Origin of the sequence: Pantoea phosphatilytica (assembly GCF_051025615.1) — a bacterium.
In the GTDB taxonomy this organism is placed as follows: Bacteria; Pseudomonadota; Gammaproteobacteria; order Enterobacterales; family Enterobacteriaceae; genus Pantoea.
Map to the genome: position 1 here is coordinate 202719 of NZ_JBPFDF010000001.1, position 19147 is coordinate 221865.

The window sequence follows — 19147 nt, forward strand, 5'->3', positions numbered from 1 at the left end:
ACTAACGGGCAGGTCGCTCTTTTTCGTACTGGCGGGCTGATACCGCGCAGACGCGCAGGGCTGACGTGGATGCTGCAACGGCGTCCCCGCAGGGACGCCAGCGCATCACTCAACGACCGTGGTGCGGAAACCGGAGAACTCGACGGTCTGACCGGCCACGATTTTGCAGCGCTTACGGGTTTCGACCGCGCCATCGACCTTCACTTCGCCCTCGGCAATCACGATCTTAGCCTGTGCACCGCTCTGAACCCAGCCTTCCAGCTTCAGCAGGTCACACAGATCGACATGCGGGAATTTTCCCAGTGAAAAATTTGCCATTTAAACAACCTCTTTATCGTGAAACTCTTCACACGCCTGCAGCGTGTTCTGGATCAGGGTAGCCACCGTCATCGGGCCAACGCCGCCTGGCACCGGGGTAATATAGGATGCACGCTCTGATGCAGTGTCGAAATCTACATCGCCCACGACTTTGCCGCTCTCCAGTCGGTTAATGCCAACGTCGATGACGATAGCACCGGGTTTGATCCACTCACCCGGAATAAAGCCCGGCTTACCGACCGCCACCACCAGCAGATCGGCGTGCTCAACGTGATGGCGCAGATCTTTGGTAAAGCGGTGCGTTACGGTGGTGGTGCAGCCTGCCAGCAGCAGCTCCATGCTCATCGGACGACCAACGATATTCGATGCCCCGACCACCACAGCGTTCAGGCCGTAGGTGTCGATGTTGTAACGCTCCAGCAGCGTGACAATCCCGCGCGGCGTGCAGGGACGCAGAGTCGGCGCACGCTGACACAGACGGCCAACGTTGTAGGGGTGGAATCCATCGACATCTTTGTCTGGCGTGATGCGCTCCAGCACTTTGACGTTATCGATACCGGCGGGCAGCGGAAGCTGAACCAGGATGCCATCGATCTCATCGTCCTGATTGAGCGCATCAATCAGATCCAGCAGCTCAGCTTCGCGGGTCGAGGCGGGCAGATCGTAAGAGCGGGAATGGAAACCCACCTCTTCACAGGCGCGGCGTTTGCTGGCCACGTAGATTTGCGAGGCCGGGTTTTCACCTACCAGAACGACAGCCAGGCCTGGCGCACGTTTTCCGGCCGCCAGACGCTGCTTCACTTTTTCCGCAACCTCAACGCGCACCTGCTGCGCAATCGTTTTACCGTCAATAATTTTTGCTGCCATCAGAGAGGAAATCCACTGTGTTGTGTTGAATCGGGGAAGGGGGCTATTTTGTCAGAAGCGTGGGCTGCTGTCAGTCACAGTTTCAGCCGCATACGCGCTTTCCGACTTTTCATCGCGACGAGTGGCTGCCTGCATGCGTATGATATCTGCAGAACTATCAGGGGAAGATGTCATGATCTGGATAATGTTTGCCACGCTGGCGGTGGTGTTTGTCGCCGGATTTCAGCTGCTCACCGCAGGCTCACGTCATGCCGTTCAGCGGCTCAGCAAGCGGCTGCAGTTGCCACCGGTTCAGGTGGAGTCGATGACCGCGATGATGGGCAAAGAGGCGGCGAAAGAGTTTACCGACTATCTGAGTCACGATAATGAAACGCATCTGCATAACGGTGCGGCGGTGTTGCTGATCTGGCAGGTGCTGATTGTGGACGGCAGCGAGGAGAACAGCCAGCGCTGGCATGGCATTCTCAGTCGCGCCGGTTTTTCACCGCTGATCAGCCGCCAGCAACTGCTGCTCGCGCTGGGCTTTCTGCGCCAGCTGGAGCCGGACAGCCAGGAGCTGCACGCGCTTCGCGAACAGTATAATGCGCGTTTCACACCGCAAGGGATTGAGCTGGAAGGAGAATCTGCCGCGACTCGCCAGGTGGTGTCGCTCAGCGAATGGCGCAGGCGTCATTGATGCGAATTGGTTAATCCCGCAGCACTTCGCTGCGCAGAAACGGCAAAAACGTTGACGTACCCGCTTCCGGACGTATAATCCGTGCCATCTCCATGCGCCCTTAGCTCAGCTGGATAGAGCACCGGCCTTCTAAGCCGTAGGTCACAGGTTCGAATCCTGTAGGGCGTGCCAAATAAATTCAACGACTTACCCCCTTCCTCCAGCTACCAGATTTTCCACATGGGACAGATTTGGGACACGACTGCCAAAAATCGCATCAATTTGCCGTGCATGCTCCGTTAAGTGGTTAGGTGCAAGGTGAGCATATCGCTGTACCATTTCGATGCTTTCCCATCCTCCCATTTCCTGCAGCGCCGATAGCGGAACGCCAGCCTGAATTAACCAGCTCGCCCACGTATGCCGAAGGTCATGGAACCGGAAATCTTCGATGCCAGCCCGTTTCAATGCTGCTCGCCACGCAGTGTTTGAATCGACCCGCATCTTCCGGACGCTTGCCGTAGTCGTTCCGTCATTCCGCTTCACCGATTCGGTGTGAACAAATACCCAGTTGTGATGCCGGCCAATCTGTCGTTTCAGGACAGACTCAGCCATTTCATTCAGTGCTACGCCAATAGCTCTGCCTGATTTGCTTTCTTCCGGGTATATCCATGCCACCTTTCTCTGCAGGTCAATCTGCTGCCACTTCAGGTCGACGATGTTTGAGCGGCGCAATCCTGTTGCAAGCGCGAACTCTACGGTAGACTTTAGGGGCTCAGGACACTCATCAATCAGTCGCTTCGCCTCAGCGGGTTCGAGCCACCGCACCCGCTTATTTCTTTCCTGAGGCACTTTGATAACCGGCGACTTCTCGATCCATTTCCACTCACGCTCCGCTGCGCGCATCAGCGCCTTCATTAATGCCAGGTGCTTAGCTTTGGTAGAGGTGGACACGGCAGCCGGTTTGTACTCCCCGATATCCAGTCCTTTCTTCGCCATCGACATGGCGCGCTGCTCCCATCGTTCCTTTGCTTTGCGGTTGGTCATCCTGCTGACCGCGGCGTAAATCTTCGCCTCACTGATATCCTTCAGCAGTACCCCTTCAAAATGCATGAGCCAGAATCCGATCCGGCCCTTATCAGCATCGAGCGATTTCTTGTGCGCCTTTTCTTCCAGCCAGCGCAGACATGCTTCTTCGAACGTAACGTCGGGGAAATCACCCAGCCGCTTTATTCGCCATAACTCAGCCTTTCGCCGGTCGTGAAGCTCCTGTGCTTGCTTTCGGTCCTCTGTGCCAAGAGATTCCTTAATGCGCTTCCCGCCTGGCGTCGTGTAACTCCCGTACCAGACGGAACCTCTGCGGAAGATCGACATGATTTATTCTCCTCATGTGCATCTGCCGCGCTCACGGCGACAGTGTGCATTGGATTATTGAGAGCGGCAATACAGGCCTGACGGGTGAGGAGGTAGGGTGACTTCGGTTTTGACGGGTCTTTGCGCGTTGCCATGAGCCTGCCGGTCTTGATCCACTGCTGACAGGTGGGGCGGGAAATTCCGAGGAACGCACATGCCTCATCCATAGACAGGGCATAGGTTTCCATATCTACTCCTTATGCTGCCAGCATCGGGCCAACAGGATGCAAATTAAAAGGCGAGTCATATGAGGAACTCGCCGGGGCAGGTGTCGATGGTCGTTTTCACTTCGCAGAAGCTCTCTCCTTATCCAGCTGCCGCACGTAATAGCCCAGCCATCTCTTGGCTGAGAAGGTATTCGGCGGCAGTGCGGTGATTGATTTGGCGTGTTTATCGAGAAGTGTGGTGATGATGTGGTCGTGCTCTAATTTGGGCCTGCCATCTATGGCGCTGATGATTTCGCTCCTGCACTTACGCGCTACGGCCCTTAGCGCATTCTCCTGCGCCGGACTCATGCCACTTTGCGGTGCTGTTTAGCGCGCTCAATGCGCTCATGGTCTTCCCTGCATTCGCTGCAGCAAAAGAACCCGGTCGATACTTTCTCCTCACAGTAATGGCACTCTCCGGTGAAGCGCATGGTCGGGTGCGGACGGTTGGCTAATGCCAGTTGAAGGTTGAACGCTTCCAGTTCTGCTGCGTTGTCGATTTCATCTGCGTGTATGTCACACCTCCACCATTTCAGCTTTGAATGCTGCTTCACACTGGATGCCTACTGCTTTGATTAGCGCATCCATTTCCGACAGGCTGGCGATGTCTGACTGACGCACCTCAAGCTGAATCAGGGTCGTAACAAGCTGGCTGATTCGGGTGAAGTAGCCGACAGTTTGCAGGTATTCGTTGCCGACATTCTTGCCATCTTTGGCAACCTTCCTTTCCTGAAGGATGTAGTTGTACTGGTCTGCTGTGACCAGATATTTGTCGCCGATTTGAATCTTCATAGTCATTTCCCCTTATCTGCCAGGCAGGTTACGCAACCTGATTTGGCTGGAATGTTTTTGCTGATGGTCTGAACGGATTCGATACAACTGGCGGAGTTTTCAAACGGCAGGGAGGTTACGGTGCCGGTTTCGAACATGATGATTATCAGGAACAGGTGCATGGCACCTCCGGGATTTGGGCGTAAAAAAGCCGCCTCGGTGGGCGGCTTACATTTAAATTAGCTTTCTGCTGTGTGGAAAAAATCTCTTCCCTCAGTCCACCTCGACTGCAGGACAACTAGGGGCATTATATTCCCCTCTATTCCTAGATAGATTGATTTAGGGGTTGACTGGCTTTGCAATTCCCAATAGATGTTTTCAGACAAGTTTGTAAGATAGATGCTTTTGTAATAAGCAATCTCATTTTCTGGCAATATTTCGATTTCCGCTAAAATATCTTGCTTTGCAGATACTGTAGCGTTTGCAATTGCGCTTATTTGCCGGTAATCCCAGTCTTTTGGCCATAGGTTACCTACCGAATCATTCGCCTTCCTTGCGTTTAATTTCAAAGCTTCTCTTAGGGCTCTTTTTCTTTCGGATTCGGAGGTTTTTTTCTGTAAGAACAAGGCCTTTCTGGCTACGTTTTTGCTCATGAATGCTGCTATCATTGCACTAATTGAGGCAATAGCCGAAGAGGCAGCAACGCCAAAGTTTAACCATTCCCCTGCGTTCCAACTCAAACCTTATCCTCCTTAAAATAAACCGGGTCAGTGCCGCGCGGGAACTGCAGCGCAACGTTCCTGTAATGCTGCAATCTCTCCCTGAAGTACTCCCTCATAGCTTCAGGCTGCAGCATCTCCACTTCATGCGGGATAACAGGCTGATTCATACGCTCCTTGTATGCGACTCCTGACGCGGCTAAATCCACGTTAATCCTGTCGCGCTCTTCTCTGCTGCGTGCTGCTAAGTTGTGTGACATGGCGATGTCCTCCTGTGGGGAGTATATCGCCTTTAAATTAAACTGTAGATAAGACGTATTACTTCAGGCCAAGGAAAAGGATGTTGCAGCTATGACTTTCCTTCTAGTTTTTTAGCCATCTCCACCAACTCCTTTGCAATTTTCCTCAATCCTTTGGGGTCATCAGGCAAGTAAAATGGCTCTGTTACTGAAGGAGATTCAGAATTTATCCTTTGGCTAATCATCACTGCGCGGCCAGGCGCACGCATAATATGCAATCCTTTAACCTCTTCTCCCTCATAGTTTATGAACGTAGACTTATAGTCGATGAATCTTTCATTACTACTCATTAGCTAAATCCTTTTTGATTTGTAATATGCCAAATGAATATCATCGGATCGCGCATTAAAAACTTTAATCGTATTGCCTTCGACTTCCACTGTCAGGCTCAAGCCGCGGCGAAAATAGTTAGTCCTGCACCACGGCACCAAAGCGGCCGCGCAGCTCAGTACGGAAGTCATTCCAGACGACATCAGGCTTCGTCATAACGATGCGTGGCAACTGCGGATAGAACGCTGCCTGTCGAGCATATTCGCGTGTGGCGCGCTCCCTGCGCCGCTGCTCCAGTGATTCCGTTGTGCGTGATTCAATCCGGCACCGCTCACCGTACCGGGCGGCAATCTGCTGCTGTGCGTCCTGCATAGCCAACCGATGCAGACGCTGTGAATGCGTTTCATCAGGGCGTGCAGAGTCCGCCGAAGGTTCGGTGAGGTTCATGGTCGGTGCCTTATTGGTGGGTTAGATCAGAAAGGAATCGAGGTGTCGTAATCAGGTTCGGTAGATTGACCACGCGACTGCTGCGGTCGATTCTGTTGCTGGCCAATCTGCTTTGGCGGCAGGTCGATATCCCGCACGAGAATGGTTGGCGTCGAAACTTTGGTGCCGTCATCCTTTGCCCATTCTTCCAGAACGAACTCGCCGGTAACGGTGACCTTCGCGCCTTTCAATATTGATGCCGACAGCTTCTCAGCCATAGCGCCGAACATCTTGCATTGCAGCCAGGACGTTTTCTCATTGTCACCAACTCCTGATTTGGCCGGCAGGGAGAAAGATGTAATGTGCTTTCCGTTTGGGGTAACTCGCAGAACGGCATCCTTGCCGACATTACCTGCGATTGTGATCGTGTTGATTGGCATTATGCTGTAGCTCCTTCAAGCTCTGATTTCTTCATGTCGTAGACTTCCTTCGCCTTGGCCTGCTCCGGGGTGCCATCCAGCATCTGCCAGGCTTTTGCAAATGCCTGCTTCAACTCTTCCGGAGTGGTCTTGCTGAGTGCGGCCTCAGAGAAGGCAGCCAGGATGTCCGCTGGTTTAGGTTTTGGCTTCTGCTGCTGAGGCGCTGAGGCTGACTGCTGTCGATGCTCATTGGTATCAGCATCCTTTGAGTCATCGATGCCAAACAGGCCATTCAGACAGTATTTACGGGCATAGGAACTGGTCGCGCCGGTAATCTGGGCGTCATCCATGCCTTTCTTGTCGACAGCCTCACGGGCCATTGCAGAGGCGCTGTGGGTGGTTTCGCCATCGGTGATCGTCGCCGTGGCTTTAACGTAATACCGGTCACCAATCAGAACGATTTCGTCAGAGATGGACAGGAACAAGCCGTTAAGCAGTGGCTTCACACCCTCAAGGATGTCTTCGCAGCTGCGGTAGTGATACTTACCAAAGTTGTTGTACTGGCCCTTCGGCGCTTCCAGTGTGCGCTGTATCTCTGCCAGCCTGACGTAAAACTCTTTACTCATAGCTAACTCCCATTCTCGCTGCCTGCTGCTCCGTACGGTAATCAGCAGCCGCATCCATTGCAGCCTGCTGTGGTGTCATCTCTTCCAGCACTGGCTCTAAGATGGCTTTCATCATCTCGATGAAATACATATCCGGGTCAATCATGCTGCTATCTCCTGATGAATCGTGTAACCCTGCTCTGTAAGCCACTCCATGACATCTTTGATGTCGAACTGGTTGAGCATCTGCTTGCCGCTGAAATCGAGCAGAGAAACCTCTTCAGCTTCGATAATCATCATGCCGGGGCGATAGCCGGCGCGGGTTTTCAGTTCGCCGCACTCAATTTTCAGCTTCATTGCATAGCCCTTCGCAGTAACCGCATTGCCATTGCCCACTTGGCACCATCACCAAACAGGTGAGCCTCTCTTGAAAGCTCCTGAGCTTTCGTGAAGTAACGTGATTTCATGGCTGGCCTCTCTGGTTCAGTGTGTCGATAAGGTTGCGCAGGCTGGCACGCAGGCGGCGGGTAATGGTGTCGAGTAGTGATTCGTTTAGCTGAGCAGCGCCCACGATGGCGCCGCCCGCGATGGCATAGTTCATCGTGGGTTCCTTGATTCGATAGGGTTGGTGTAAAAAGAAGGGGCCATTGCGGCCCCCATAAGGATGAAACGTTCTGGTTATATATCCTGCTGAAACCTCAGCGTTGGTGCGTAGCACCTTAAAGCCGTCTAAGCAGACAGCTTTACGGTGTCACTCAGTGGGTGGGCTAGGCATAGGCCTCCAGTGGGTTACTTGACGCGCAAATTCTCCGTAGCGAAAGCCGTTATTTGATGCGTCATAAAATAAGGCAGCGCATCGCCAAATCCTGTCAGGGAAGAGCATTCCCTGGCCAACATCAAGGCAATGCTCTCCATTAGAATCTGATACATAGGCAACCTGAACCTGCTTTGGAAATCCCTCCGGCAGTTGCTCGCTGCAATTAATCCATTCCATTCCTCTCTCTCCTGTAGTGGTTACTGGCCCAATGCCTAATCCCGAATGATCGAGCCAAATAAATCTGCGTGAACGCGATTCAGAGCCTCGTCGGCTTCGAATGACATGCCAAAGGCTGCGTGCATCGCGTGGCTTCGTTCCTTCTCTGTAATTTGAGCTCCGTCCATTTCTAGCCAGCGCCGGATTACTTCCTCATGCCTGTGTATATCCCCGCCGCACTCTTGCAAATCCACGCTCAAAATCTCTTCTGCATCCATCTCAACCTCCTGCTATAAACCCCAGCACCATCAGCACGCCAAACACAAACCAGCCGAAATACCAGTCTCTGTCGCTTATCATGGTGCCTCCAGATGTGAAAAAGGCTGCGGGTTAGGCAGCCTCATATTTCAGTAAATGTTTTTTTGCTAATCCCTTTTGGATTCAGCAGCCAGAATCTAAGTGCACCTTTATGGTCGCCTGATCGCTTGAGATGACGAATGAAATTGATGCGCTCAGTTCTGGTGCCAGAAAGAGGATAACTATGCTCGACCATTAGATTTGCTCTTTTTCATGCTGGGCTGCAAAGCTTGTCGCTTCATTTGTGCCACCATTCGCCTTGCCATGGCGCGGTCTTCGCATAGCTCGAAAGCAATCCTAAACATCTCTTTGTCGCTCATATTCAACCTCTCGCCGTTACGATGTCTTTTGAGTTGCGATAGCCCGCTGCAAAAATAGCTATCTCCGGTAAGCACTGTGATGTGCTCTCATGCCTGTCACGCAGAGAAGGGGAAGAGCAAGCCTTCTCGATGCGGCTGATGTGCTGCTTTCCTGCAACCTGCTCACGCTCAGTTGCACGTTTTGCCCTGCGGCGATTTCTGGCGTTATCAGAGGCCAGAATGGTCATTACGATTGTCATGTGTACCTCCGGTAATTGGCTTAGGTGATTGGATGGCCGGTGCTGAACTACACCCGGCATTGATGATTTCTCGCTAGGTAAATCTGCCGCTCACCACTTTGCGAACCGTGCCCAGGCAGCTTGAGCATCATCATCTTGACGTTTCAGCGCATCAGCCTGCGCATTCATCCAATCCCAAAGCCAACTTCACTTTGGTTCCCCGCATTTCGGCGGAGACAAACCCCATCAATGTTAAAGAGCGACCCAACATCCTGTTGGTTAGTGCGTCCTGCTGATGGGGTAAAGAATACTCATAGTATTTAATTAAGTAAATACTCAAAGTATTTATTTTGGTTTCTGAATAGCCATGCTATTGAAATGATGAGTAATTTATTTTTGCGAAGTCGGATCTGCAGGCACAAAAAAGCCCGCTCGGTGGCGGGCTATCAATGTGTCTGGTTTGGAAAAGCTATGATTCTTCTTTGGTGTGACCGTCATCATCGAACGTAAAAGGTATATCTAACTGCTCCTGCCCAGCCTGTCTTTCCTGAAGCTTTTTAAACTGCTTCCACATATGCGACATATTGTCTGACAACTGAAATAAAGTGATGGTTTTGTTAATTTGTGCCGATAAATTTGGCTCGCCAATATCTTCACTTAGGGACTGATGGTAACGAGCAGTGGCATTTCCAGCGGAGCTTTTTGGGGTTCTTTCTTTTAATTCGTCCAGTACTCCAGGAGGAAGCTGTTCATAAATCAGCTTATTGGTCCAGGTGCCAATTACTCCTGGTCTCTTTTTGATGCTACCTAGGGTGTAATCCCAGCCATTGAGCCTAAAAAGTTCACGGTAGAAGATGTCAGGAAAGCGTTTTTGCCAGGGTAAAAGGTCTTCAGATATATAAGCTTTAAGGATTTTCTGAAGTTCATCTTTCTCACGCTGGTGCTGGTAACCGGTAACCTCATCGATAAGTCCAATGATGCCAACCTTTGCAACGCTAGAGATAATGACCCTTGCAGTCTGAGCATACTCTTCTTGTTTAGGCGTTAAAATTCCTTGCTCGCGGCATTCGATGAGAAGATTACATATGTCAATCAGCAGGGTTGCATCATAGCCATAGGTCTTAGAAAGTCGTCCTCCAGAACCAGGCCGAACAAACTCCTTTCTGTTATTGATTTTATCAAGTATATCAATAGTTAACTTCTCTGAAAGCCTCCCTGCATTTAGCATTTTAACCAATGCACTGCCGCCTGCAGAACCAGGGAATTTTAGTGCTTTTTGAAGCCCATTACCCGAAAAAACTCGCGATCCATCTTCAAGGACATAGCACTCTAACGTGCTATCACCCAGCTGAAGGGGGGTGTCATTTGCTCCGGCTATTGCCTTTAAAATTTCCATATCGACTCCTTGATTAAACCTCACCCAAACGTTTATTCCGGCCACTGAGCCTTAAACCAGCCGCATCTTCGTCTCGATCGCCACACCCAGCACCTTGCAGTTACCGTTAACCGGCACCATAGGCCACTGTGGATTCAGACCCTTCAGGTACTTCTGGCTGCCATCAATGATTAGCTTCTTAAACGTAGCTTCGTTGTCATCGGTCAACTTTGCCACGACCAGGCTGCCATTGATCGCTTCACGTCCTGTATCAAACAGTACATAGGTTCCTGCCGGGATGCTCAGCCCGATCGGCGCAGTCATCGAATCGCCTTCTACCTGCAACCAGAAAGCCTCTCCTTGCGTATGTGCGTCAGATTCAAGCCACATATCGACATCCTTAATCGTATAGGGTTCACAGGCTTCATCCCATGCGCCAGCCTGAACCTTGCTTAAAACGGGGTAGCGCGCAGTCGGCTTATGGTCTCTTGGGTTAGAGACGTTCGCATCAACTGTGCTTGCGTAGCGGGAAACATCCTTGGCTAAGGTTGGACTGATTTCAGAAACAGAGACGTGCAAGAGCCGCGCTAACTCTGTCACTACCGGGACGTTGAGTGCAATGCGGCCATTCATGTAATGGCCGACCGCACCCTGAGAAATCCCCAGAGAGTCAGCGATTGTGTACTGAGTGATTTTTAATTCTTTTTTCTTCGACTCATACAAAGCCTTCAGGCGCGCAGCGTCTGCAAGCTGTTCTGTCGTCAGTGACTTTTTGTTTTCCATCAACTCATTCTAATACCGCAAGTAATCACACTCAAAATACCTAGGATATTTACTTTAATGAATACCCGTAGTATTCTTTGTTGTGTATCTTCAAGGAGTGAGCCTATGAACCGAATGACACTTGAGGACTACGCAAAAATTCATGGGCAGGCGAAAGCCGCCAAAGATTTTGGCGTTATCCAATGTGCAATCAGCAAGGCCATTCGGACGGGGCGACAGATTTTTGTGACCGTTCAGTCCGATGGAACCGTTAAGGGTGAGGAGTTAAAGCCTTTCCCGAGCATCAAGAAGTAAGCAACACCGCTCTTTAAAACTCTGACCCCGCTCCCACCGAAATGTCGGAGCAACCTCAAGTGACTTGCTCACCGCAATGTCACGTAACTACTTAACTCAAAGGAATTCTACGAAATGGATCACGCAAACAAACGCAACGAGGCGCTGAAAATCGAAAGCGCTTTACTCAACAAGATCTCACTGATTGGCACCGAGAAAACGGCAGCAGCTGTTGGTGTCGATAAGGCGCAGATAAGCCGCTGGAAACGCGACTGGCTCCCTAAGTTTTCAATGCTGCTTGCAGTGCTGGAGTGGGGCGTCGTGGATGACGAGATGGCTCATTTGGCCCGGCAGGTGGCGAGCATTCTCACCAAAGAAAAGACCGAGATGAGCGGTAACTCATTCTCGGCCTGATAGATATTTGCGAACACAAATAACTGGAGAAAAGTATGCCAGGAAGAACTGGATATGTAAACAGTGGCGGGGTGCTTTATGAGTAATCTCGCTTACAGCAACGTTTCACCAATCAGGTCCTCTCTCAGGGCCGTGGAGCAACGTGTGGCAGATACAGACGATGGATACACGCGTCTGGCAAACGAGCTGTACGAAGAGCTGATAGGGGCCAACCTGACCAGAAATCAGGCTAAGGTTGCGCATGCTGTTTGCCGGAAAACCTACGGCTTCAACAAGAAGATGGATCGCATTGCTGACAGCCAGATTAGCCAGATTACCCGGTTGCCAAGGCAGAAGGTAAACAAGGCAAAAAACGAGTTAATTCAGATGGGTGTTCTGGTCCGGGAAGGTATGTTAATCGGTCCGAATAAGAACCTCACAGACTGGCAAATTCCAGAGTGTCACCAAGATGGTGTTACTGTCACCAAATCAGTGACAAAAAGTGTCACCAAAACGGTGACAGGGTTGTCACCAAAACAGGGACACACAAAAGACACTATTACAAAAGACAAGAAAGACAATAAACATACGTCAGAGAATTCTCGCGAATCCTCCGACACACCCCTGAAGAATCTACCGGTCATTCGTCCTGAAGCAGCAACGCATTCACCGAAAGGTGACAAGTGGGGAACAGCTGATGACCTGAAGGCCGCCGAGTGGATATTCAGCAAAGTGCAGATGGTCACCCCGACTGCACAACAACCAAACTGGCCCGCCTGGGCTAACGACATCCGCCTGATGAGAGGCGCCCTTGAAGCAACGCATCACGATATCTGCGAAACCTTCAAGTGGGCCAACGCCGATCACTTCTGGCAGACCAATATCCTAAGCCCTGCAAAACTCCGCGCCAAATGGGACACACTCCGGGCGCAGATGAGCCAGCCAGGGCGTAACCGGCAGTCAGCGCCTCCGCAACCCGCTCAGCACTGGAACAGCCGCGAAGCTTGGGAGAATGAATTCCTATGAGAAATCTCGTATCAGCAATTCAGAACCGTGATGCAGGCGCACTGGCTCGCATTGCAGGAGATGGCCCGCGCCCGGTTGAGCGTGGAGTGCATGAAGACGTTGAGCGCCTTGTCGATGCTCTGTTTTCGAACCTGAAGCAGGTGTTTCCGGCATCGGTCAGCACTGCATGGCGCAATCCGAACGACGAAGCAGCAGCGAAACGCCAGTGGATAGCCGCTTTCGCCGAGAACGGCATTCACAACAAGCAGCAGCTGTCAGCAGGCATGAAGCTGGCCCGCGCCAGTGGTTCGCCATTCCTGCCATCGCCCGGCCAGTTTATTGAGTGGTGCAAGCAGGGCGAACATCGCGCCGCTGGCCTGCCAGCAGACGAAGAGCTGTACGACATGTTTCGCCTGTACTGCCGGGATCGTGGCATGTACGACAGCAGCGAAGAGTTCCCGTGGGAAAGCCCGGCATGTTTCCACATGGTGACAGCGGTCTATAACCAGATGCGCTCGTTCAATCTGACGGATTCTGAGTGTCGCAAACGCCTGTGCGATGAGCTGCGCAAGATGTCCCGCCGCATTGAGTCTGGTGAGGTCATCCCGCCGCCGCGCAAACAGATTCCTCAACTCCACATCCCGACCGGTAACGAAAAGGCACTGGATCATCTTGCCGACATTCGCCGCCGCTTTGGCCTGAAAGGTGGACGCCATGACTGAAATGAACCGCATCCGCTTTGAGCGACTGTATCGCAGCGTTCACGGTGACAAGCACAACCTGACCCGATCACACCTTGGCTATCAGGATGCCGTTGTGGACCGGGCGTTTTTCTTCTGGCTTGAGGGAAGGGAGAGCGCAGCATGACACAGGTAACTCAACTGGTAATCACACCGCCGCTGATGCGTCAGGCTCGCAGCATTCAGCTGGCAATCATCGACCTGGCTAAGAAGCGCGACCTGAAGCCGGAACAGTTCCGCGCGCACCTGAATGCTATCGATATGCTGGCGCGTGAAGCGCATGACCTGATGGTTGATGCGGAAGATGAGCAGCATTCATCAAACCTAAATGAATTAAAGCGAGACAAACGCGATGGAGACTCAACGTTACCTGTTGCGTGACAGCAACATCCGACAGAACTGCATCACCGCCATCCAGCAACTCCCCGTCAATCCCGACAAACCTCTGCAGGTAACCATCCAGGAAGACACCAGAAGCCTTGCGCAAAACCGCATGCTTTGGGCCTGCCTGCATGACGTATCAAGCCAGGTGGTCTGGTACGGGAAGAAACTCGACTCAGAGAGCTGGAAGCATATTTTCAGCGCCAGCCTGAAAGGGCAGGAGACCGTGCCGGGTATCAATGGCGGATTTGTGGTGCTGGGCCAGTCAACAAGCAAAATGCGCGTCAGTGAAATGCGTGACCTAATTACACTAATCCATGCCTTCGGTGCCGAGCGGAACGTCAGGTTTAGCGACGAGTCAGCGCGCGCGGCTGAGTGGGCTGGAAGATTCGGGAGTACAGCATGAGCAAAATCAAATCAGCATTACTGAGCATTCTGTCCGATCGCAAATGGCATCCGACATCAGAGCTGGTTGAGACGGTTTGCAAAACCTGCCGCACCAACCGGGCCAACGTGTCTAATACCCTGAACACTCTCTGTGGCGGACATCATGTCGTTAAGGAGCACATCACCGGCGCCAGAAACAAAGCATGCCGCTACAGGCTGGCAAACGAGCAGGCCAGATTCGGCGTCAGTCAGCAGATGGCAACCCTGAATGAGCTGCTTAAGGCCGCAAGGGAGAATCATGCGACGCACTAAATCCCTCTGGGAGCGAATGGAAAACCACGCCGTCTATCACACTAAATCACGCCGCAGTAAACCCAAAACTACCCCATCAGCTACTCAGGTAAACACCTTCGATTATGTTGGCGGGTTGCTGCAGGCTAAATGGGACAGGCTCCGGAGGGCGCGATGAAAGAACGCTGCTGCCGCTGCCACACCATCCTCACCTCAGAAGACAAGTATTGGTATGGAACATCATGTGAAAACTGTGAAACAGATTACCGGTTCGAACAGGCCGAAATGCATCAGCCCATCAAATCCGCCCGGTGGCGCTGGCGAGCAATCTGCTTCTGTGTGCGCTTTCTGTTCTGCGGCGCTGCCAGAGTCAGTAGTTTACTGCTGCACAAGCTGCGAAATAAGCCTGATGCAGGACCCCAATTACCTGATGTGCGGAGAGGTGAATGATGGCTGAGTTAAGAGCAGGTTGTCAGGCAGTGATTATTGGCGGGTTTTACCGAACCAATGATGGAAAGTCGGTATTGGTAGCAGGGTTTGTGCCAAATGGCTCTCAATTTACATGGAATGGGCAAGTGTATGCCGAACCTGTCCCGATGGGTGATGCATGGCTAATTGTGGGTGATTTAGTCATCCGTGACGGAACTACCGGAGAAGCGAAAAGGCTGGATTTCGCATTAATGCCCGGAAAGTATCTCATGCCAATCGACGGCGACGACTTCCAGCACGAAGACGAGCGACTGAAGGGGCTGACGCATGGCTAAAGGCATCAAGCCGCCGAAGCCGAAAAAGTGCAAGAGCTGTTCTGAAAAGTTTATCCCCCGCAATAGCCTCCAGACCGTCTGTTCTCCCAAATGTGCCATCCAACTCGCTAACCAGATGTCCGTGCGCAAACAAAAGCGCCTGGAGAAAGAGCAGCGCGCTGCATGGAACAAACGCAAAGCCGATGTTAAGCCGTTAAGCCACTGGATGAACATGACCCAGCGGGCTTTCAACGACTACATCCGGGCGCGGGACGGGAATATCTGCATCAGCTGTGGCAGCACGACGGCGGTCAGCTATCACGCAGGGCATTACAGGACAACTGCAGCGGCTTCGCAGTTACGTTTTAATGAGGACAATGTGCACAGCCAGTGCAGTGCGTGCAATACGCACCAGTCAGGCAACATCAGTCCATACCGCATCAATCTAATCACCAAAATCGGCCTTCAGCGCGTTCTGGCGCTCGAATCAACCAACAAACCTCACCGATACACGAGAGAAGAGCTGGACGCCATCAGAGCGCGTTACAGGGCGGCTCTGCGTGAATTGGTTAAGAAGAGGGAGGCAGCATGAAGCTAACACCAAAACAACGAAGCATTCTACGCATGAAGTTTGGCGGTCAGTGTGCATATTGCGGCTGTGAACTGCCTGAAAAAGGGTGGCATGCAGACCACGTAGAGGCAGCATTACGCAAGTGGGAATACGGACCGCGCCGTCAGGATGGCACGCGCCGGACAATTGCCACAGGAGAGCATTGGCGGCCAGAAAATGACGTCATGGAAAATCTCTTCCCCGCATGCGCACCCTGCAACCTTTTCAAGGCGACTTTCAGTCTGGAGGTATTCAGGGAGCAGATTGCCGAGCAGGCTGAGCGAGCCAGGCAATACAGCGTCAACTTTCGCACTGCTGAAAGATTCGGGCAGGTGAAGGTAACCGCGTCCCCGATTGTGTTCTGGTTTGAGAGATACATGCAGGAGCGTGCAGCATGACCCATTACCTCAGAGAGAAGTGGCTCAGGCTACGCATTATCAAGATGCGCGGCATGTATGAGATCAACTACCGGATAATCCGAAACACGGCGAAAATGATGGGGGTTAAGCATGCGCATTGAGCGTGACTATCAGCAAATCGTCAGACTTTCAGGAGTCCGCAGCGCGGCCGATATGCGCCGGTTATTCGGCAATGGCTGGAAGACCATCAACAAATCACAGCAGGCATGGGTAAGGCATCTGCTGGGAGTGTGGGGCGATCACCTGGGCGGGGAAGATTATGACCGTGCAGAGGTGAACGTGATTGGCCGGTTAATGATGCGCTGTGAATGGAGTGAGCAGAAGGGCAGACAGATAGAGAAAATCGTGTCACAGCTGCATTGTGAAGGGTTGCGTGGTGAAGAGCTGTTCCGCAAGGCGCGTGACCTGCTTATCCCTCAGTCATCAACGGCAAACATCATCGCTCTCGCCAAAGAATCCGATGATGCCGCCTTTGTTGAATCTGTCATGGTAAAGACGTTCGGTAAAGATAACCCGCTTCGCAATGTAGCCAGATTACGCTACTGCAAACGCAAGAGCGTGCAAAACATCGGCTCATCGCTGATTTATTACTGCGCTATCTCACCCAAGGAAGCCCGGAACAGAATGGAATGGGCGATGGATATACTTGAAGGAGAAATGTTTTACGCAATTAAGCGAGAAATGGAGAAGGAGATTCCTAAAATAGCCGCATAAATATACTAAATAGCACGAAATGACAAAGACAAAGGGCAAGTAACCAGGCACATTAGCGGCATGATCGGGAAGTGAAGCGAACAGATCGCAGCTTTACCGGTCAGTTGCATAAATGTGGATGCCAAGAAGCCTCGCGACCTCACCAGTCGGCGGGGCTTTTTTATTATCCGCGATAGGGTATAAGCATGAAAATATCCCTTCCGTGGGATAGATGCTCCTGACTGCTGAGATGTCGCGATTAAGGTTTGATACTTTCGGCGAACATAGCCAAAGCCTTCGTCACTACGGCTGACTGAGACTCACCTGTCTGTGCAGCCAGAGACTCCAGAAGCGCGATAGTGTCAGTGTGGAGCTTAATACCCTTCACTTTCACGCCGCGCTTTTCGTCACTGCGTTTCTGTATTTCTGATATTGACTGAGCCATAACAAAATCCTAAATTATCGGGTAGGGGTGAGAGGGGTTTCCCCCTCTCTTCCTGACTGTCTTAGTAAGCTGGCGAGCTAATCACTAAGAGAACAATCAGGATGATGATTAATTTCATCATAACCCTTTCCTCGTTGGCCTCTGCTTCGGTAGGGGCCTTCCCGTTTCAGCGTCTTGCTGATGGGATAAATTATAGGTTAACCTATAAGGTAGGTCAACCTATATTCTCTGATTATCAGAACAAATTTTAAGGCTCATCTCGGTGGGCCTTTTTTCCGTTTATCGCCCATGCCAATCAACCTCGACTCTCACCCTTTCCTGTGTGGCATCGGGCGATCTTTTCTTCTGACTACCTGCAGCACCGACCGTAATCACGGAGGTGTTATGAGTATTGATATGAGCAAACTGGCTTCAGGCGCAGCTTACGGCGCATCTGCCGGGACGATTGCCAATGGTCTGCTGACCCGGCTAAGTCCCGATGAATGGAGTGCTGTAGGCGTGCTGGCCGGTATTCTGGTCGCGCTGTTCACACTCGGCATCAACTGGTATTACAAGCGCAAGGCAACGCTGGCGCAAATCAAAGCTCTTCAACGCTGGCCCACTGCACCAGACATCAACGAGGATTAACCCATGGCTATGTCAAACAGCCTGCGCAATAAGCTTATTGCTGTCGCGGGTGGCGGAGCTATGGCTATCGCTACGGTATTCCTCGGCGGAAAGGATGGGGTGGAGGGCAGGGTATACGAGCCTTATAAAGATGTGGCTGGCGTCTGGACTGTCTGTGATGGTCACACAGGCACGGATATTATCAAAGGCAAAAAGTACACCGACCGCGAATGTGATCGCCTCCTGTGGAATGACCTGCAGCCGGTTAAGAAGTCGGTAGACGGCCTGGTCAAAGTGCCGCTGGGGGAATATCAGCGGGCGGCGCTCTACAGCTTCACCTATAACGTTGGCTCCAGCGCGTTCTCCAAATCAACCCTGTTGAAGCGCCTGAATTCAGGTGATGTTGATGGTGCATGCGAAGAACTCCGCCGCTGGGTGTATGCCGGTGGCATGAAATGGCGGGGCCTGATGAACCGTCGAGACATGGAGCGCTCATTGTGTCTGGCGGAGAGTGTCGATGACCTTAAAGGCTAAGCTGCTACTGGCGCTTGCGCTGCTGATTATCGTCGCTATTGCCACCTCGACGGCGTTTGCGCTGTATTACCGGGGCAATGCCATTGACTACAAGGCTCAGCGCGACACCGCTTCCAGCAGTCTGAAGCAGGCAAACGACACCATCACCAACATGCAGACACGCCAGCGTGACGTGGCAGCACTCGATGAGAAATACACGAAGGAGCTAGCCGATGTTAAAGCGACTATCGATCAGTTGCATGATGATGTTGCTACTGGCAAGCGCAGGCTGCAGCTCAACGCAACCTGCGAGAAGCAATCCACCTCCGGTACCGCCAGCCTGGATGATGCAGCCAGCGCCCGACTTACTGACACCGCTCAGCGGGATTATTTCACCCTCAGAGAGCGAATCGAAGTCGCCGGAAAGCAAATAGCGGGTTTGCAGCAGTACGTCAGAGAGCAGTGCCTGAAGTAGCGCTCACGCGGTCCGCAAAAAGTAATTTAAGCTGTAATAAATGAGAGCTGTGCCAGAGATGGTGCGGCTTTTTTTTACGTCTGTCATAACCTATCCGCGCAGTCGCATGCGCATATCAAACCCGAGTCTTTCAGAAAGCTGAGCCTGAGAAATGCCGTATAGGTGCGGACCTCTCGGGGCGG

General features: G+C 52.0%; 37 protein-coding genes, 1 tRNA gene and 1 pseudogene. 19 read left to right on the forward strand and 20 right to left on the reverse strand.

The window, feature by feature from the left end:
* Window positions 1–105 precede the first annotated feature (105 nt).
* Both ybcJ and folD read right to left on the reverse strand, forming a co-directional pair.
* Window positions 106–318 carry a ribosome-associated protein YbcJ gene (ybcJ, locus tag ACR6AS_RS01040; RefSeq protein ID WP_111138989.1) on the reverse strand — a complete coding sequence of 71 codons (213 nt, stop codon included), beginning with the start codon at window positions 316–318 and terminating at the stop codon, window positions 106–108.
* Window positions 319–1185, reverse strand: a complete 867-nt coding sequence (folD, locus tag ACR6AS_RS01045; RefSeq protein ID WP_293770799.1) for a bifunctional methylenetetrahydrofolate dehydrogenase/methenyltetrahydrofolate cyclohydrolase FolD — start codon at window positions 1183–1185, stop codon at window positions 319–321.
* A gap of 172 nt (window positions 1186–1357) precedes the next feature.
* Between folD and ACR6AS_RS01050 the strand changes: the two genes are divergently transcribed.
* Window positions 1358–1861 carry a DUF1198 family protein gene (locus tag ACR6AS_RS01050; RefSeq protein ID WP_111138991.1) on the forward strand — a complete coding sequence of 168 codons (504 nt, stop codon included), beginning with the start codon at window positions 1358–1360 and terminating at the stop codon, window positions 1859–1861.
* Between the two features lie 94 nt (window positions 1862–1955).
* A tRNA-Arg gene (locus ACR6AS_RS01055) sits at window positions 1956–2032 on the forward strand.
* A 15-nt stretch (window positions 2033–2047) separates the two neighbouring features.
* On the opposite strand, the gene ACR6AS_RS01060 is transcribed toward ACR6AS_RS01055, so the two are convergent.
* From ACR6AS_RS01060 to ACR6AS_RS01140, 17 genes and pseudogenes are all read right to left on the reverse strand, one after another.
* Window positions 2048–3211, reverse strand: a complete 1164-nt coding sequence (locus ACR6AS_RS01060; RefSeq protein ID WP_434160814.1) for a tyrosine-type recombinase/integrase — start codon at window positions 3209–3211, stop codon at window positions 2048–2050.
* Between the two features lie 137 nt (window positions 3212–3348).
* A pseudogene (locus ACR6AS_RS01065) lies at window positions 3349–3438 on the reverse strand (helix-turn-helix domain-containing protein); the annotation flags it as partial.
* A gap of 534 nt (window positions 3439–3972) precedes the next feature.
* Complete coding sequence (locus ACR6AS_RS01070) at window positions 3973–4248, reverse strand: DUF5405 family protein (protein WP_434160816.1); 276 nt, start codon at window positions 4246–4248, stop codon at window positions 3973–3975.
* Between the two features lie 218 nt (window positions 4249–4466).
* Window positions 4467–4967 carry a hypothetical protein gene (locus tag ACR6AS_RS01075; RefSeq protein ID WP_434160818.1) on the reverse strand — a complete coding sequence of 167 codons (501 nt, stop codon included), beginning with the start codon at window positions 4965–4967 and terminating at the stop codon, window positions 4467–4469.
* The gene (locus ACR6AS_RS01080; protein ID WP_434160820.1) at window positions 4964–5206 is read right to left on the reverse strand and encodes a DNA polymerase III subunit theta; all 243 of its coding nucleotides are present in this window, start codon (window positions 5204–5206) and stop codon (window positions 4964–4966) included. Before ACR6AS_RS01080 ends, ACR6AS_RS01075 begins: the two co-directional genes overlap by 4 nt.
* Before the next feature lie 89 nt (window positions 5207–5295).
* Window positions 5296–5535, reverse strand: a complete 240-nt coding sequence (locus ACR6AS_RS01085; RefSeq protein WP_343463521.1) for a hypothetical protein — start codon at window positions 5533–5535, stop codon at window positions 5296–5298.
* A gap of 118 nt (window positions 5536–5653) precedes the next feature.
* Window positions 5654–5962 carry a hypothetical protein gene (locus ACR6AS_RS01090; protein WP_434160822.1) on the reverse strand — a complete coding sequence of 103 codons (309 nt, stop codon included), beginning with the start codon at window positions 5960–5962 and terminating at the stop codon, window positions 5654–5656.
* 26 nt (window positions 5963–5988) lie between these two features.
* Window positions 5989–6381 carry a single-stranded DNA-binding protein gene (locus ACR6AS_RS01095; protein WP_434160824.1) on the reverse strand — a complete coding sequence of 131 codons (393 nt, stop codon included), beginning with the start codon at window positions 6379–6381 and terminating at the stop codon, window positions 5989–5991.
* Complete coding sequence (locus ACR6AS_RS01100; RefSeq protein WP_434160826.1) at window positions 6381–6986, reverse strand: ERF family protein; 606 nt, start codon at window positions 6984–6986, stop codon at window positions 6381–6383. The genes ACR6AS_RS01095 and ACR6AS_RS01100 overlap by 1 nt, the downstream gene beginning before the upstream one ends.
* Window positions 6979–7131 carry a hypothetical protein gene (locus ACR6AS_RS01105; RefSeq protein WP_186806364.1) on the reverse strand — a complete coding sequence of 51 codons (153 nt, stop codon included), beginning with the start codon at window positions 7129–7131 and terminating at the stop codon, window positions 6979–6981. The genes ACR6AS_RS01100 and ACR6AS_RS01105 overlap by 8 nt, the downstream gene beginning before the upstream one ends.
* Entirely contained in the window at window positions 7128–7322 is a 195-nt protein-coding gene (locus tag ACR6AS_RS01110) for a hypothetical protein (protein ID WP_418802961.1), read from the reverse strand. Before ACR6AS_RS01110 ends, ACR6AS_RS01105 begins: the two co-directional genes overlap by 4 nt.
* 106 nt (window positions 7323–7428) lie before the next feature.
* Window positions 7429–7566 (reverse strand): protease FtsH-inhibitory lysogeny factor CIII, encoded by a 138-nt coding sequence (locus ACR6AS_RS01115; RefSeq protein WP_434160828.1) that lies wholly within the window; start codon window positions 7564–7566, stop codon window positions 7429–7431.
* A 150-nt stretch (window positions 7567–7716) separates the two neighbouring features.
* Window positions 7717–7959, reverse strand: a complete 243-nt coding sequence (locus ACR6AS_RS01120; RefSeq protein WP_434160830.1) for a DUF551 domain-containing protein — start codon at window positions 7957–7959, stop codon at window positions 7717–7719.
* Window positions 7960–7994: 35 nt separating this feature from the next.
* The gene (locus tag ACR6AS_RS01125; protein ID WP_434160832.1) at window positions 7995–8216 is read right to left on the reverse strand and encodes a hypothetical protein; all 222 of its coding nucleotides are present in this window, start codon (window positions 8214–8216) and stop codon (window positions 7995–7997) included.
* A 401-nt stretch (window positions 8217–8617) separates the two neighbouring features.
* Window positions 8618–8854, reverse strand: coding sequence for a transcriptional antitermination N peptide (locus ACR6AS_RS01130; RefSeq protein ID WP_434160834.1), 237 nt, complete (start codon window positions 8852–8854; stop codon window positions 8618–8620).
* 448 nt (window positions 8855–9302) lie between these two features.
* Window positions 9303–10229 carry a P63C domain-containing protein gene (locus ACR6AS_RS01135; RefSeq protein ID WP_434160836.1) on the reverse strand — a complete coding sequence of 309 codons (927 nt, stop codon included), beginning with the start codon at window positions 10227–10229 and terminating at the stop codon, window positions 9303–9305.
* A gap of 51 nt (window positions 10230–10280) precedes the next feature.
* Window positions 10281–10991, reverse strand: coding sequence for a LexA family protein (locus ACR6AS_RS01140; protein WP_434160838.1), 711 nt, complete (start codon window positions 10989–10991; stop codon window positions 10281–10283).
* A 105-nt stretch (window positions 10992–11096) separates the two neighbouring features.
* Between ACR6AS_RS01140 and ACR6AS_RS01145 the strand changes: the two genes are divergently transcribed.
* From ACR6AS_RS01145 to ACR6AS_RS01205, 14 genes are all read left to right on the forward strand, one after another.
* A complete protein-coding gene (locus ACR6AS_RS01145; RefSeq protein WP_078805206.1) occupies window positions 11097–11285 on the forward strand; it encodes a Cro/CI family transcriptional regulator in 189 nt (62 codons plus the stop codon).
* 114 nt (window positions 11286–11399) lie between these two features.
* Window positions 11400–11678, forward strand: coding sequence for a CII family transcriptional regulator (locus ACR6AS_RS01150; protein WP_312055823.1), 279 nt, complete (start codon window positions 11400–11402; stop codon window positions 11676–11678).
* Between the two features lie 78 nt (window positions 11679–11756).
* Window positions 11757–12683: a replication protein gene (locus ACR6AS_RS01155; RefSeq protein ID WP_434160840.1), complete on the forward strand. Its 927-nt coding sequence runs from the start codon at window positions 11757–11759 to the stop codon at window positions 12681–12683.
* A complete protein-coding gene (locus ACR6AS_RS01160; protein ID WP_434160841.1) occupies window positions 12680–13384 on the forward strand; it encodes a replication protein P in 705 nt (234 codons plus the stop codon). The genes ACR6AS_RS01155 and ACR6AS_RS01160 overlap by 4 nt, the downstream gene beginning before the upstream one ends.
* Window positions 13377–13529, forward strand: a complete 153-nt coding sequence (locus ACR6AS_RS01165) for a hypothetical protein (RefSeq protein ID WP_158001807.1) — start codon at window positions 13377–13379, stop codon at window positions 13527–13529. The genes ACR6AS_RS01160 and ACR6AS_RS01165 overlap by 8 nt, the downstream gene beginning before the upstream one ends.
* Window positions 13526–13783 carry a hypothetical protein gene (locus ACR6AS_RS01170; RefSeq protein WP_434160843.1) on the forward strand — a complete coding sequence of 86 codons (258 nt, stop codon included), beginning with the start codon at window positions 13526–13528 and terminating at the stop codon, window positions 13781–13783. The genes ACR6AS_RS01165 and ACR6AS_RS01170 overlap by 4 nt, the downstream gene beginning before the upstream one ends.
* Window positions 13755–14189: a recombination protein NinB gene (locus ACR6AS_RS01175; protein ID WP_434160845.1), complete on the forward strand. Its 435-nt coding sequence runs from the start codon at window positions 13755–13757 to the stop codon at window positions 14187–14189. Before ACR6AS_RS01170 ends, ACR6AS_RS01175 begins: the two co-directional genes overlap by 29 nt.
* Window positions 14186–14482 carry a hypothetical protein gene (locus tag ACR6AS_RS01180; protein ID WP_434160846.1) on the forward strand — a complete coding sequence of 99 codons (297 nt, stop codon included), beginning with the start codon at window positions 14186–14188 and terminating at the stop codon, window positions 14480–14482. The genes ACR6AS_RS01175 and ACR6AS_RS01180 overlap by 4 nt, the downstream gene beginning before the upstream one ends.
* The gene (locus tag ACR6AS_RS20515; RefSeq protein WP_491565900.1) at window positions 14469–14639 is read left to right on the forward strand and encodes a NinE family protein; all 171 of its coding nucleotides are present in this window, start codon (window positions 14469–14471) and stop codon (window positions 14637–14639) included. Before ACR6AS_RS01180 ends, ACR6AS_RS20515 begins: the two co-directional genes overlap by 14 nt.
* A gap of 268 nt (window positions 14640–14907) precedes the next feature.
* Window positions 14908–15225, forward strand: coding sequence for a hypothetical protein (locus ACR6AS_RS01185; protein ID WP_434160848.1), 318 nt, complete (start codon window positions 14908–14910; stop codon window positions 15223–15225).
* Window positions 15218–15796, forward strand: coding sequence for a recombination protein NinG (locus ACR6AS_RS01190; protein ID WP_434160850.1), 579 nt, complete (start codon window positions 15218–15220; stop codon window positions 15794–15796). Before ACR6AS_RS01185 ends, ACR6AS_RS01190 begins: the two co-directional genes overlap by 8 nt.
* Window positions 15793–16212, forward strand: coding sequence for an HNH endonuclease (locus ACR6AS_RS01195; RefSeq protein ID WP_434160851.1), 420 nt, complete (start codon window positions 15793–15795; stop codon window positions 16210–16212). The genes ACR6AS_RS01190 and ACR6AS_RS01195 overlap by 4 nt, the downstream gene beginning before the upstream one ends.
* On the forward strand, window positions 16209–16334 hold the full coding sequence (locus tag ACR6AS_RS01200) for a YlcG family protein (RefSeq protein WP_434160853.1): 126 nt from the start codon (window positions 16209–16211) through the stop codon (window positions 16332–16334). Before ACR6AS_RS01195 ends, ACR6AS_RS01200 begins: the two co-directional genes overlap by 4 nt.
* On the forward strand, window positions 16324–16947 hold the full coding sequence (locus ACR6AS_RS01205; protein WP_033758116.1) for a hypothetical protein: 624 nt from the start codon (window positions 16324–16326) through the stop codon (window positions 16945–16947). The genes ACR6AS_RS01200 and ACR6AS_RS01205 overlap by 11 nt, the downstream gene beginning before the upstream one ends.
* Before the next feature lie 485 nt (window positions 16948–17432).
* Here the strand turns inward: ACR6AS_RS01205 and ACR6AS_RS01210 are convergent, their stop codons facing one another.
* Window positions 17433–17492, reverse strand: a complete 60-nt coding sequence (locus ACR6AS_RS01210; protein WP_112041632.1) for a type I toxin-antitoxin system Ibs family toxin — start codon at window positions 17490–17492, stop codon at window positions 17433–17435.
* 263 nt (window positions 17493–17755) lie between these two features.
* On the opposite strand from ACR6AS_RS01210, the gene ACR6AS_RS01215 reads away from it, so the two are divergent.
* Genes ACR6AS_RS01215 through ACR6AS_RS01225 form a run of 3 tightly spaced genes read left to right on the forward strand, consistent with a single transcriptional unit; the run spans window position 17756 to window position 18965 of the window.
* Entirely contained in the window at window positions 17756–17998 is a 243-nt protein-coding gene (locus tag ACR6AS_RS01215; RefSeq protein ID WP_033772838.1) for a phage holin, read from the forward strand.
* A gap of 3 nt (window positions 17999–18001) precedes the next feature.
* Window positions 18002–18511 (forward strand): lysozyme, encoded by a 510-nt coding sequence (locus tag ACR6AS_RS01220; protein ID WP_336792449.1) that lies wholly within the window; start codon window positions 18002–18004, stop codon window positions 18509–18511.
* Complete coding sequence (locus ACR6AS_RS01225; protein ID WP_434160855.1) at window positions 18495–18965, forward strand: lysis protein; 471 nt, start codon at window positions 18495–18497, stop codon at window positions 18963–18965. The genes ACR6AS_RS01220 and ACR6AS_RS01225 overlap by 17 nt, the downstream gene beginning before the upstream one ends.
* Window positions 18966–19147 lie beyond the last annotated feature (182 nt).